The sequence below is a fragment of the Weizmannia sp. CD-2023 genome, assembly GCF_036225245.1.
In the GTDB taxonomy this organism is placed as follows: domain Bacteria; phylum Bacillota; class Bacilli; order Bacillales; family Bacillaceae_C; genus Weizmannia; species Weizmannia faecalis.
In genome coordinates, this window is record NZ_JARTJQ010000125.1 from 1 (window position 1) to 12,558 (window position 12,558).

General features: G+C 48.6%; 13 protein-coding genes. 4 read left to right on the forward strand and 9 right to left on the reverse strand.

The window, feature by feature from the left end; genetic code table 11:
• On the reverse strand, positions 1-2,447 hold a 2,447-nt coding region (acnA, locus tag P9687_RS16245; RefSeq protein WP_328228929.1), incomplete at its 3' end, for an aconitate hydratase AcnA.
• A gap of 244 nt (positions 2,448-2,691) precedes the next feature.
• On the opposite strand from acnA, the gene sspO reads away from it, so the two are divergent.
• Entirely contained in the window at positions 2,692-2,841 is a 150-nt protein-coding gene (gene sspO, locus P9687_RS16250; RefSeq protein ID WP_013859306.1) for a small acid-soluble spore protein O, read from the forward strand.
• Positions 2,842-2,930: 89 nt separating this feature from the next.
• Here the strand turns inward: sspO and P9687_RS16255 are convergent, their stop codons facing one another.
• Complete coding sequence (locus P9687_RS16255) at positions 2,931-4,175, reverse strand: aminopeptidase (RefSeq protein ID WP_328228679.1); 1,245 nt, start codon at positions 4,173-4,175, stop codon at positions 2,931-2,933.
• Between the two features lie 125 nt (positions 4,176-4,300).
• Positions 4,301-4,558, reverse strand: a complete 258-nt coding sequence (locus P9687_RS16260; protein ID WP_014098362.1) for a hypothetical protein — start codon at positions 4,556-4,558, stop codon at positions 4,301-4,303.
• Between the two features lie 98 nt (positions 4,559-4,656).
• Between P9687_RS16260 and P9687_RS16265 the strand changes: the two genes are divergently transcribed.
• Both P9687_RS16265 and P9687_RS16270 read left to right on the forward strand, forming a co-directional pair.
• On the forward strand, positions 4,657-4,803 hold the full coding sequence (locus P9687_RS16265; RefSeq protein WP_014098363.1) for a small acid-soluble spore protein P: 147 nt from the start codon (positions 4,657-4,659) through the stop codon (positions 4,801-4,803).
• A 168-nt stretch (positions 4,804-4,971) separates the two neighbouring features.
• Positions 4,972-5,223 carry a GlsB/YeaQ/YmgE family stress response membrane protein gene (locus tag P9687_RS16270; protein ID WP_017550845.1) on the forward strand — a complete coding sequence of 84 codons (252 nt, stop codon included), beginning with the start codon at positions 4,972-4,974 and terminating at the stop codon, positions 5,221-5,223.
• Between the two features lie 32 nt (positions 5,224-5,255).
• On the opposite strand, the gene P9687_RS16275 is transcribed toward P9687_RS16270, so the two are convergent.
• From P9687_RS16275 to P9687_RS16290, 4 genes are all read right to left on the reverse strand, one after another.
• The gene (locus tag P9687_RS16275; protein WP_026104550.1) at positions 5,256-5,864 is read right to left on the reverse strand and encodes a lytic transglycosylase domain-containing protein; all 609 of its coding nucleotides are present in this window, start codon (positions 5,862-5,864) and stop codon (positions 5,256-5,258) included.
• A gap of 104 nt (positions 5,865-5,968) precedes the next feature.
• Entirely contained in the window at positions 5,969-7,588 is a 1,620-nt protein-coding gene (locus P9687_RS16280; RefSeq protein ID WP_017550843.1) for a long-chain fatty acid--CoA ligase, read from the reverse strand.
• 41 nt (positions 7,589-7,629) lie between these two features.
• Entirely contained in the window at positions 7,630-8,310 is a 681-nt protein-coding gene (locus P9687_RS16285) for an LrgB family protein (protein ID WP_014098366.1), read from the reverse strand.
• Complete coding sequence (locus P9687_RS16290; RefSeq protein WP_017550842.1) at positions 8,279-8,674, reverse strand: CidA/LrgA family protein; 396 nt, start codon at positions 8,672-8,674, stop codon at positions 8,279-8,281. The genes P9687_RS16285 and P9687_RS16290 overlap by 32 nt, the downstream gene beginning before the upstream one ends.
• A gap of 172 nt (positions 8,675-8,846) precedes the next feature.
• On the opposite strand from P9687_RS16290, the gene P9687_RS16295 reads away from it, so the two are divergent.
• Positions 8,847-9,122, forward strand: a complete 276-nt coding sequence (locus P9687_RS16295) for an alpha/beta-type small acid-soluble spore protein (RefSeq protein ID WP_017550841.1) — start codon at positions 8,847-8,849, stop codon at positions 9,120-9,122.
• A 62-nt stretch (positions 9,123-9,184) separates the two neighbouring features.
• On the opposite strand, the gene P9687_RS16300 is transcribed toward P9687_RS16295, so the two are convergent.
• On the reverse strand, positions 9,185-11,203 hold the full coding sequence (locus tag P9687_RS16300) for an ABC transporter ATP-binding protein (protein WP_168986008.1): 2,019 nt from the start codon (positions 11,201-11,203) through the stop codon (positions 9,185-9,187).
• Positions 11,203-12,558, reverse strand: a 1,356-nt coding sequence (locus P9687_RS16305) for an ABC transporter ATP-binding protein (protein ID WP_328228930.1), incomplete at its 5' end; no start/stop codon positions are given. The genes P9687_RS16305 and P9687_RS16300, both read right to left, overlap by 1 nt.

Sequence of the window (12,558 nt, forward strand, 5' to 3'; positions counted from 1 at the left end):
AGGTTGGAACGGTGGATCCGTTCAAAGCTTTCCGCAATCACGGTTTTAATGCCAAGCAGGTATGTGCCTTTTGCCGCCCAGTCGCGCGATGAGCCCATGCCGTAATCTTTGCCGGCAAGAACCACAAGGCCGGTGCCGTTTTCTTTATAACGCATGGCTGCATCATAAATCGACGTCACTTCATTCGTCGGCCAGTAAGTCGTGTAGCCGCCTTCCGTACCCGGTGCAATTTGGTTGCGGATGCGGATGTTGGCAAATGTTCCGCGCATCATGACTTCATGGTTGCCGCGACGGGAACCATAAGAGTTAAAGTCACGCGGTTCGACTCCTTTTGACAACAGGTATTTTCCGGCAGGGGTGTCTTTGCCGATCGCACCTGCAGGCGAAATATGGTCCGTTGTCACCGAATCGCCGAATTTGCCGATGACGCGCAGGCTCGACAGCGGCTGTACTTCGCCCGGTTCAGGCGAGAGATTTTCAAAGAACGGCGGATTTTGAATGTAAGTCGATTCTGCATCCCATGTATACAACGGTTCGTCGCTCGTTTCGATCGCATTCCACCGTTCATTGTCGGTAAAGACGTTTTCATATTGTTTGCGGAACAGTTCCGGCGTGACGACTTTTTGAACATTTTCTTTGATTTCATCCGCTTGCGGCCAAATATCCTTAAGGTAGACGTCTTGGCCGTCTTTGTCTTTGCCGATCGGGTCATGGTTTAAATCGATATTCACCGTTCCTGCGAGCGCATAAGCAACGACAAGCGGCGGCGAAGCCAGATAGTTGGCTTTGACAAGCGGATGGATCCGGCCTTCAAAATTCCGGTTCCCGGAAAGGACACTCGTTACGAGCAAATCATTGTCCATGATGGTTTTTTCAATTTCTTCCTTCAACGGACCGGAGTTTCCGATACAGGTTGTACAACCATAACCGACCAGGTTAAAGCCAAGTTGTTCGAGGTACGGCATTAAACCGGAGTCTTTTAAGTAGCCGGTCACGACTTTTGATCCAGGCGCAAGCGATGTTTTCACATATTTCGGCACTTCCAGCCCTTTTTCAACCGCTTTTTTCGCAAGCAGGCCGGCCCCGAGCATAACGTAAGGGTTTGAAGTGTTTGTGCAGCTCGTAATCGCTGCAATGGCGACTGCGCCGGTTTTTATCGCAGCTGTTTCGCCGTTGTTAAAATGGATCACAGCTTCTTTATCGAGCTCTTTTTCATCCAGTCCGAAACCTTGGTTGCCGGCAGGCGCCGTAATCGCTTTTTGGAAAGCAGACTGCATTTGCGATAACGGAATCAAATCCTGCGGGCGTTTCGGGCCGGAAAGGTTGGCTTCAATTTCAGAAAGGTTCAGTTCAAGCACATCCGTATAAACCGGGTCTTCTTTGTCCGGCGTAAAGAACATGCCGTTTTCTTTCAAGTAAGTTTCCACCACTTTTACATGTTCTTCGCTGCGGCCGGTTAAGCGCAAATAGGCAAGCGACTCATCGTCAACCGGGAAGAAACCGCAAGTTGCCCCGTATTCAGGCGCCATGTTTGCAATCGTCGCACGGTCTGCAAGCGGCAGCGTTGAGACGCCCGGGCCAAAGAATTCGACAAATTTGCCGACCACGCCTTTTTGGCGCAAAAGCTGGGTGACTTTTAACGCAAGGTCGGTTGCGGTTGCCCCGTTCGGAAGCGATCCGGTCATTTTTACGCCGATAACTTCCGGAATTGGGAAATACGAAGGCTGGCCGAGCATGCCGGCTTCCGCTTCGATACCGCCGACACCCCATCCGAGCACCCCGAGTCCATTGACCATTGTCGTATGGGAATCGGTCCCGACGAGGGTATCCGGATACGTTTCATATTCGCCGTTTTCCAGTTCTTTTTCATGGACGACACTTGCCAGATACTCAAGGTTTACCTGGTGGACAATCCCCGTTGCAGGCGGAACGGCACGGTAATTGTCAAACGCTTTTTGGGCCCAGTTTAAAAATTTATAGCGTTCGGCATTGCGTTTGAATTCAAAATCCATATTCACCTGAAGGGCATCCGGCGCACCGTATTTATCAACCTGAACCGAGTGGTCGATCACAAGGTCAACCGGTACTTCCGGATTGATTTTATCCGCGTTTCCGCCCAAATCAGCCATCGCTTTGCGGAGCGATGCAAGATCGACAACAACTGGAACACCGGTAAAATCCTGCAAAATAACGCGTGACGGCTTAAACGGGACTTCTTTGTCCTTTACTTCATCCGATCCCCATTTTGCCAAATCTTCAACATGTTCTTTCGTAATCGCGCGGCCGTCCATTTGGCGGAGCACCGATTCAAGCAGCACTTTAATCGAATAAGGCAGGCGCGACACATTGGCGATTCCTGCGTCTTGCAGCGCTGTTAGGCGGTAATAGTGATAGCGTTTCCCATTTACTTCAAAAATGGAACGCGCTTTAAAGACATCATTGGACATGTCTTTTCCCCCTTTGTCAAGATTCATATTTTCATCATTTAAAAGATTAACAGAATGATTCGTAAAAAACGCCTCACAGTTTCATCATATTACAAGAAATGACATAAGTAAATAACAATAATATTATTGTGTGTGATAAGTTTTAATTATATCACCTGTCGTTTGGTTTTCAAAAAATTTATCGGCAAGGTATGATTTTTCCTTTATTCAACATACTGAAACTGTGGCCAGGGAGGTGAGCCTTGTGACAAGACAGAAAGCAAACCATATCCGGCCGGGCATGAATGCGGCAAAAGCGCAAGGGAAAGGCGCCGGATACAATGAAGAATTTTCAAACGAGCCTTTAACGGAAAAAGAAAGACAGTTTAACAAAAAACGCAAGAAAAACCAGTAGCATGGGATGGCAAAGAAATCAGCTTTATGGGCTGATTTCTTTGTTTTGCCCATTGAGAATCTTTATCAATATAATATTAATGTTTTTCTTTAGATGGCCCAGTCCCCATTGCGGAATACCGGCACAACGGTTCCATCCTGCTTGATGCCGTCAATATTCATATCAGCAGAGCCGATCATGAAGTCAACGTGGACATTGGAGACATTCATGCCGTGTTTTAACAGTTCTTCTTCGCTCATTTTCGTGCCGCCCTGGATCGTTGTCGGATAGGCTGCACCAATGGCCAGGTGGTTCGAGGCATTCTCGTCAAACAATGTATTGAAAAATGTAATGCCGGACTGTGAAATCGGCGACGGATCCGGTACAAGCGCAACTTCCCCGAGCCCTGTTGCACCCTCGTTTTCAAACACGAGTTTTTTGATCGCTTCTTCGCCTTTTTCAGCAGAAATATCGACGATTTTCCCGTCTTTAAAGTGGACAACAATGCCTTCGATTAAAGTGCCTGCATAACTTAATGGTTTTGTGCTGCGCACGACGCCTTCCATCCTGTGCGTATCCGGTGCAGTAAACACTTCCTCCGTTGGCATATTGGCAATGAATTCTTCGCCTTTCGGGTTCACGCTGCCCGCACTGGCCCAAATATGGTTTTTCGGAAGGCCGAATGTAAGGTCCGTCCCCGGCGCCGTATAATGAAGGGCATCGAATTGAATGTCGTTTAACTTCGCCGCTTTTTCATTTAACGTCTGTTTATGCTGTTCCCAGGCGGCAACCGGGTCGTCCGCGTAGACACGGCATGTTTTAAAAATCTGATCCCAAAGCGCATCGACTTGTGCTTCTTCGGTTTCTAAATCCGGGAATACTGCTTTTGCCCATCCGGCCCCCGCCGCTGCAGCAACCGTCCATTTGATATCGTCATTTTGCGTGGCAACCCGCTGCGCTTTGAAAGCTTTAGCTGCTGTATTTTGATAAGCGGCCACTTTGTGCGGATCGACATCATTGAGCAGGCCGGGATCGCTTGAAAGAATAGACAGCCGGCTCACTTTATGGTTGAGCACATGGTCTTCCGTCTCGGCAATTTTGTAATCCGGAATATGTGTCAGCACTTCCTGCGGCTGATTCAGATAATGCTGTTTTGTAATTTCATCATCCGACCATTCGACGATTACTTTTTCCGCGCCTAGTGCATACGCTTCTTTTACGACAAGGCGCGCAAGTTTTGCCTGGTCGACTGCAATATATACTTTTACCCAGTCGCCCTGCTTTACATTGATGCCCTTTGTCACGAGCAATTTCGCATATTTTTGTAAATTCTGTTCAAAATTTGGCAAAGCCATTTCGATTCCCTCCTGTTTATTATTTTTCATATGTATGAACCCCGCCCGGTCGCAGGCTTGATACCATTCTATATTATACCAGATCCGGGCGCAGATGAAAAAAAGCAGGGATCCTCCTCCCCGCTTTAATGCAAATCTGTATGTTTTACGATTGTATCCAAATCGCGCCGGAACTGTTCCAATTGCACCCGTTGCGTTTCGCTCGCCACTTCGAGTGCATTTTCGATCTCTTGGTACGTTTCGTTGATTTCTTCTTTCAAATGGGCGAGCTGGTGCCCGGCGTCTTCACTTCCCATCTCTACATTCTGCAAGATGTCTTCCGTCAGGGCCATGTGCTGCTCGGCCGCTTGGAACGCCTGCTGTTTGTCTTTATGGTAAGGCATTGTCATCTCTCCTTCAAACGATAGTATGTTCAATTTTTTTCATGGTATGCTGTATAACCGCTTTACAAAAAGCAAATTGTATAGTTGGAGGGATGAAAATGGTAAATAAAAACGACGGAAATGATATACGCAGAAACCAGCCAAAAGCAAACAACAGCGGGCAGCCGGAACCGTTAAGCGGCTCAAAAAAGGTTAAAAACCGGAATCATTCAAGGCAAAAGCACAATCCCGGGCATGATCTATAAACTTCAAACCGGAGGATTTCCCGCTTTCCCCTGAAAAGTTCCGCATATTTGTCATTTTAGACGTTTTAGAATACGCCTGCCCATGTTTAGTCTGGTACAAAAAAGGTAATAAGTACACCAAGTTCGATAAAAAGACATGAAACTTAAGTTAACAGGAGGAATGTGAAAATGTCGTTTATTCTATATTTAATCGTAGGTGGGATTATCGGATGGCTTGCAGGATTGATCATGGGCCGGGACATCCCAGGCGGAATTATCGGAAATATTATTGCTGGGATTGTCGGTGCATGGCTTGGCGGCGCAATTTTCGGGAATTGGGGGCCGCATATTGCAGGGATGGCCATCATACCTGCTTTAATCGGGGCCATCATTCTCGTCTTTGTGTTAAGCTTTATTTTAAGAACAGCAAGAAAAGCATAACAGTAAAAAAGGGCGGCCAGAACCGCCCTTTTTTACTTGCTTGCTTTTTCTAAACCTTCTTTTTGATAAAGGTGTACATAATGCATCACTTCGGACACGTATTTACGGCTGTGGTTATACGCAAAAACCGCTTTTTGAATCTGCCCGTTTGCCGCCCCGTTTTTCGACAAATAATTTGCCGCGCTGAAAATCGCATCTTTATCGTTAAACGGGTCTGCTTTCCCGTCCCCGTCCGCATCGACGCCATATCCTCCGTATTTTTTTATGACAGCCGGGTTCGTTTCTTCATTTTTCGGGATGTCTCCTTTTCCAAGGCCGCTGCATGACGGATGTTTCCAGCCGACAAATGTGCACGGCATAAATTGCATCGGGCCTTGGGCGCCGGCCGGCGAGACCATCGGCTTCATCGTTGAAAACCTGGTTTCCACCCGGTGATGAGCGGCAAGCACATACCAGGGAACCCCGTATATTTTCTCTGCTTCCAAATAGATGGACAAATATTTTTCAGGGATTTGGGGATTCGTTTTTTTCTGGATGTTCTCTTCGAAAATAAAATAGGCGCTTAACACGATGACCGGAATAAGCAGGACGATCCACGTTTTACCCCGGTTCCGCTTCTTTTTCTTCCATGTTTTGGGCATTTCCATTTGAATCCTTTCGTCTTTCCGTTAAAACCTCTCCCCTTTATATTATCGAATGAAAAAGCCGAAATCCATAGGAAGATTCCGGCTTTTTCCCGCATGCATTACTGCACGCCTGCATAATGGTCTTGCAGCTGTTCGCGCAATGCCCGTTTTAAAAACTTGCCGACAGACGTTTTCGGGATTTCTTTCATAAACAAAATGTCGTCAGGGACCCACCATGAGGCAAATTGTGTTTTTAAATAATCTTTTAGTTCCGCGGACGTGATTTTGTTTTCATATCCGCTTTTTAAAACCACACAGCCGAGCGGGCGTTCCTGCCATTTCGGGTGGGGAACGGCAATGACGGCTGCTTCAAAGACCGCTTCGTGCGACATGAGAGCGTTTTCAAGTTCGACGGAAGAAATCCACTCGCCGCCGCTTTTAATCAGGTCTTTTGTCCGGTCGGTAATCTTTAGGTACCCTTCCTGATCCACGACTGCAATATCTCCGGTATACAGCCAGCCATCCCTGAATGCTTCCTGCGTACGCTCGTCATTGTAATATTCATCCGCAATCCACGGCCCTCTTACGATCAGTTCCCCCATTGTTTTTCCGTCCCACGGTACTTCTCCGTTCTCATTGACGACTTTCACTTCAACGCCGGGAACAGGCAGCCCGGTTTTTCCTCTCACATCCACCATTTCGTCCACGGTAAAATGATCCATGCTGCTTTTTAACGTGGCCAACGAAACAACCGGGGTCGTTTCCGTCATCCCGTAGCCGGTCATAAACGGCACTTTGTACGTTTCCTCGTAAGCACGGATCAATCCCTTAGGCGATGCCGCACCCCCGCTTACGATCAGGCGCAGGCTGCTGATATCATACGGCTTTTCCTGCAGCACTTTCAGCATGCCGATCCAAATCGTCGGGACGCCTGCTGTCATCGTGACTTTTTCTTTTTCAATGAGCTGTGCGAGAATTTCCGGTGTAAAAGAAGGCCCCGGCAGCACCTGGGTTGCCCCGAACCAGGTGGCTGCATAGGGAAGCCCCCAGGCATTGACATGAAACATCGGAACGACCGTCATGGCGATGTCGCGTTCCTGAACGCTGAGCTGGTCACTAAGCCCGAGCGCCATGCTGTGCAAATAAAGGCCGCGGTGGGAATAGACAACCCCTTTCGGATAGCCGGTTGTTGCCGACGTGTAGCACATCGCGGCTGGCGCATGTTCATCAAGGTCGTGTAAAAACGGATAACGCTCATCGCCTTCTTCCAGGATGGCTTCATAAGAGGAGACAGGAAACAAGGTAGTTTCCGGAACCGCCTTCTCATCGCTCATAATGATAAAATGCTCGACCGTTTTCAGGCGATCCCGGATTTTTTCAATCACCGGGACGAGATCTTCATCGATCAGCAAAATTTTATCTTCCGCATGGTTAATGACATGGGTGAGATGGTCTTCTGACAAACGGATGTTGACCATATGAAGGACAGCCCCGCGGCATGGCACGGCAAAATAGGCCTCCAAATGGCGGTGGTGGTTCCATGCAAACGTACCAACCCGGTCTCCTTTTTTCATCCCGAGTTTTTCCAGCGCACTGGCAAGCCGGCGTGTCCGTTTTGCAATTTCACGATACGGAATCCGCTGAATCCCGGTGTGTGTACGTGAAATGACATATTTTTCGGGAAAATAGCGTTCAGCCCTCTCGATCATAGTAGAAAGCAGAAGCGGTGTCTTCATCATCAGTATCTACCCCTTTAGCTGTAATATATGTTTATCCCGGTTTAGAACAACCATGGCAGGATAAAAGAAGTTAAAATGGCGGCCATCCCCATCGCCACCCCTGATACGGCACCTTGCAGTTCTCCTTCCTTCACGGCTTCCCCCGTTCCAATCCCATGGGAAATCGTGCCGAGCGCAAGGCCTCGTGATACCGGGTCGTGGACGCGCGCCAAAGTTAAGAGCTTCAGGCCGAACATGGCACCGATCATCCCGGTAATCATGACAAACCCCGCAACCAGCACCTCATTGCCGCCGATGATTTTTGCTACCTCGCTTGCAACCGGCACGGTGACGGATTTCACGGCAAGGGAAGCAAAAATATTGTGCGACAGCTGGAAAATTTTGGCCAGGGCGAGGGCGGTCCCGACAGTCAGCATGCTGCCTGAAAGAATGCCGCCGACAACCGGCAGAAAATAGCGCGCAAGAATCGCCCTGTTTTTATAAAGCGGCACAGCCAGCGCAACGGTGGCCGGGCCGAGAAAATAGGTCATGACCCCTTTTGCGGGAAGATACGCTTTATAGGATATATGGCTTGCGGCCAATAGCACGATCAATACCACCGTACTGAAAAATACAGGCGTTGTGAACGGGGAAGGAAACCTTCTCGATAACCGCAACGACAGCAGGTAAACGAAAACGGTGATGAAAATGCTATAAAGTGTCACGGCGTAACTGCTGCTCATGGCTTGCCTCACGCCCCCTTGCCAAAAGCTGGGCGGACATCCCCGTCCCTACAATGCCGGCTACCGCGCTGACAGCCAGTATTACGGTCAGCACCACGCCATTATGGAGGAAAAATGAACCGAGCGACATCAGCCCGACGGAAATCGGAATAAAAAAGAAGGATAAATGTTTTAAAATCCATGTTGCGCCCGTATCGATCCACTGCAGCTTCAAAATGCCCGTGATCAATAAAAGAAACAGCACCAGCATGCCAAATACATTCCCCGGTACCGGCAAATGCAGGATTTTGACTGCTTCCAGCCCGATTTCGTAAATGACCCAGAGCAAACCGATCTGCAATGCACCAATTACTGCTTTTTTCACGTTGCATACTCCCTTTTTATTTGCTGTATTATTACAGTTCTTATTATACAAATATTCCATACAGATTTTAAATATCCTGTATGATTTTTTCAAAAAAAATCATTTTTCGTTTTTTCTCCCCGGCGCATAAAGGCAGCTGGCCATCCGCATCCTATAAGGGGAGGGAATCCGCATGCCAAAACGAAAAAGAAAACCGCTTATCGCAGAATCAAGGAGCGCGCTTGACCGGTTCAAAACCGAAGTGATGGCCAAAGAAGGATATCGTACCGATACGGACCACCCGGACGATATCAAATACGAGGTGGCCAGTGAACGCGGCATTCCGCTTCAAAAAGGCTATAACGGCAAACTGACGGCTGAACAGGCCGGAAAAATCGGCGGGCCGATCGGCGGAAACATGGTGAAAGAACTGGTCCGGATGGCGCAGGAACAATTAAAGAAAAAATAAAACGGGCAGAGAATTTCCCTGCCCGTTTGTTATAGTACAGACTCCGCTTCACATTGCTGGATTTATCCGGCTGCTTCCGTTCCGCCTGAATGCTGCATTTGGTACATTTGATAATACTTCCCTTTTCTTTCCATTAACTCTTCATGGCTTCCGCGTTCCACAATCCGGCCACGGTCCAGCACCAAAATCTGGTCGGCATTTTTGATGGTGGAAAGCCGGTGGGCAATGATAAACGTGGTCCTTCCTTTTTTCAGGACATCCATGGCATGCTGGATGGCCAATTCCGTTTCCGTATCAATATTGGACGTCGCCTCATCAAGAATTAAGATAGCCGGGTCAAAAGCAAGTGCGCGGGCAAACGAGATGAGCTGGCGCTGCCCGCTCGATAAAGTGCTCCCCTTTTCAAAGACCGGTTCATCGAGCCCTTCTTCCAGATTTCCGATCACTTGATCGGCGCCGACCGCTTTTAACACGGCAGCCGCTTTTTCTCTTGTAATCCGCGGGTCCCCGAGGCTGACATTTGAATAAATCGTGCCGGTAAACAAATACGGGTCCTGCAGCACGATCGCCATATGTTCACGGACGGCCTGCCGCGGAAGCGACCGGATATCCGTCCCGTCAATCCGGATTTCTCCTTCATTACAGTCGTAAAAACGGAACAGCACATTCATAATGGAACTTTTCCCGGATCCGGTATGGCCGACAAGCGCGACCGTTTCACCCGGCTTTGCCTCAAAGTCAATGTCTTTCAGCACATATTCGTTTTCTTTGTAGCCGAAAAAGACGTGCCGGAACTCCACATGCCCTTTAAAGCGCGGTACGGATTTCGCCTCCGCATCCTCGCCTTTTTCGTCCAGCAGCCTGAAAACACGTTCGCCGGCAACAAGCGCCTGCTCAAGATTGCTGAACTGGTTGACAATATTGCTGATCGGGTTAAACAGCCGGTTAATATAGTCCACATAGGCATACAAAAGGCCGACGGAGAGCCCGGCTGACAAACCGGAAAGGGCGCTGTGCCCGAAATACCAGAGAAACGCCACAAGCACGAGATTTTTTAAAATGCCGGTTAAATTATGGGACGACAAGGCGTTTAACACCAGCATTTTGTTCTGGTATTTAAAATGCGTCCGATTCAGCTGTTCAAAGGTTTCCTTCGTTTGCTTTTCGCGCCGGAAAGCCTGGATGACCGGCATGCCCTGGATCGACTCATTGATCACGGCATTCATTTCGCTCACTTTCGAACGGATCATCCGGTTGTACTGCTGGGCAAACTTCCGGTATACCCGCATCCACAGCCATAAAATTGGCATTAACAACAGGCAGACAAGCGCAAGTTTCCAGTCGAGCAAAAACATTGCAATATAAATGCCGGCAATATAAACCAGGCCGCTGAAAAAGTTTGACAGCACAGCCACATACAATTCGTGGATGGCTTCCGTATCATTGGTGATGCGCGAGACAATCTTTCCGGCCGGCAGGTTGTCAAAAAATGGGATCGGCAATTTTTGCAAGTGGATAAAAAGGTCATTCCGCATTTTCTGGATAATCCGGTTTGCAGCTTTTTGCAAATAAAAATATTGCGTAAACTGGCCGAATCCCGACACAACATAAAGGCCGAAATACAAGATTAACAGTTTCAAAATATACGGGATTTCCGGGCTGTAAAAGCGGAGCACGCCCGCATAGGATATCTTTTCCGCCCGGTAAGAAGCCGTTTTGCCATTATAGGTCATATACAGTTTTCCGTCCCGGTACGTATTTTTCCCGCCGGTTTCAACACGGCCTTTTACGAAATAAAAGTTTCTTCCTGCCTGGACAATCGTCCGCTTCTTCCCTTTTTTCTCCTCAGCGGAAGCATAAACAAGCCGTTTGTAATGGCGGCCGTGATAAGAAACCGCCTGGCGGGCATCATGGGTCTCCACCCATACGCTTTCAATGCCGGTGATATGGCGGTCAATCATCGTTTTTGCCACGATCGGGCTGAACACATCCGCCCCAACGGCAACCATAAGGGCCGCGAGCGCAATCAAAATGGAACGTTTAAAGTTCATCGCATAGCGGAAAAGCCGTTTTGCAGCCATTATGCTTCCACCTCCTCACGGGACTTGAGCTGTTGGCGCATGTACTGTTCGTAATACCAGCCCTTGTTTTTCAACAGCTGTTCGTGCGTCCCTTCCTCCGTGAACCGGCCGTTATCGAGGACGACAATCCACTGGGCGTGTTCAATCGCCGACAGCCGGTGGGTCGCGATGATGGTCGTTTTATTTTTCCGCTCTTTCCGGATGTTCGCAATAATGGACGCCTCGGTCTTGGCATCGACAGCGGACAGCGCGTCATCCAGGATCAAAATTTCCGGATCTTTTATGACCGCCCGTGCAATCGAGATCCGCTGTTTCTGCCCGCCTGATAAAGCGACCCCTTTTTCACCGACAAGCGTTTCAAGTCCGTCCGGGAGCATCTCGATATCTTTTTCAAGTGATGCAGTCCGGATCGCTTTTTGCAGTTCCGCTTCCCCGGCCGAATCGGTACCGAACAGGATGTTTTCTTTCACCGTTCTGGAAAAAAGCACATGGTCCTGCGGCACATACCCGATCCAGCTTAATACTTCCTCTTTGGTCAATTGTTCAATTGGAACACCGGAGACAAGCAGCCGGCCGCTTCCAAGCGGATATTCGCGCAACAGTTGTTTGATCAGCGTTGTTTTCCCGCTGCCGGTTTTACCGGTGATCCCGATCGTCTCCCCTTTTTTGATCTTTAAATGAATATGCTTCAGGTTCTCTTCCCGCGATTTTGGATAGCGGAAAGTATAATCGGCAAATTCTATGATATCCGGCTGTTCAACCGTTTTCGGGGCTTCCGGGTCTTTTACATCTTCCACATGCCGCAACGTTTCATTTACACGGTCAAGTGAAGCATTGCCGCGCTGCATGACATTCATCAATTCCCCAATCGCAAACATCGGCCATGTCAGCATGCCCAAATAGACATTAAAGGAAACAAGATTTCCGAGTGTAATTTGCTGGTGAAAAACGAGATAAGTGCCGTAAGCAAGGCCGATCGTGTAACTCATCCCGGTAATGATTTTTGTCAGCGGATTAAAAAGCGCGTCAATTTTTTCGACCGCAATGTTTTTTTGATAAACGTCTTCCGTCATCGACTGGAATCTTGTTTCGTCCGCTATTTCCTGGTTATAGGCACGGATGACGCGGACACCGGCAACCGATTCCAGCACCCGGTTATTTAAATCCCCAAAGGCGTCCTGGGCAACAGTAAAACGTCTATGAAGTTTCTCTCCCAGCACTTTAATGCCGGCTGCCAGAAACGGAAGCGGCCAGATCGAAACGAGCGTTAACTTCCAGGAGATCAGCACGGCCAGGGTCAGACTAATGGTCAGCAGATACATGGTTGAATCAACACGCGTCAGAATCCCGAAACC

Coding starts and splice junctions, on each gene's coding strand:
- P9687_RS16285 (WP_014098366.1), bottom strand. CDS start 8,310: ATGAGCAGCAGTTACGCCGTGACACTTTATAGCATTTTCATCACCGTT.
- P9687_RS16300 (WP_168986008.1), bottom strand. CDS start 11,203: ATGGCTGCAAAACGGCTTTTCCGCTATGCGATGAACTTTAAACGTTCC.
- P9687_RS16265 (WP_014098363.1), top strand. CDS start 4,657: ATGGTAAATAAAAACGACGGAAATGATATACGCAGAAACCAGCCAAAA.
- P9687_RS16270 (WP_017550845.1), top strand. CDS start 4,972: ATGTCGTTTATTCTATATTTAATCGTAGGTGGGATTATCGGATGGCTT.
- P9687_RS16255 (WP_328228679.1), bottom strand. CDS start 4,175: ATGGCTTTGCCAAATTTTGAACAGAATTTACAAAAATATGCGAAATTG.
- P9687_RS16260 (WP_014098362.1), bottom strand. CDS start 4,558: ATGCCTTACCATAAAGACAAACAGCAGGCGTTCCAAGCGGCCGAGCAG.
- P9687_RS16275 (WP_026104550.1), bottom strand. CDS start 5,864: ATGCCCAAAACATGGAAGAAAAAGAAGCGGAACCGGGGTAAAACGTGG.
- P9687_RS16295 (WP_017550841.1), top strand. CDS start 8,847: ATGCCAAAACGAAAAAGAAAACCGCTTATCGCAGAATCAAGGAGCGCG.
- P9687_RS16280 (WP_017550843.1), bottom strand. CDS start 7,588: ATGATGAAGACACCGCTTCTGCTTTCTACTATGATCGAGAGGGCTGAA.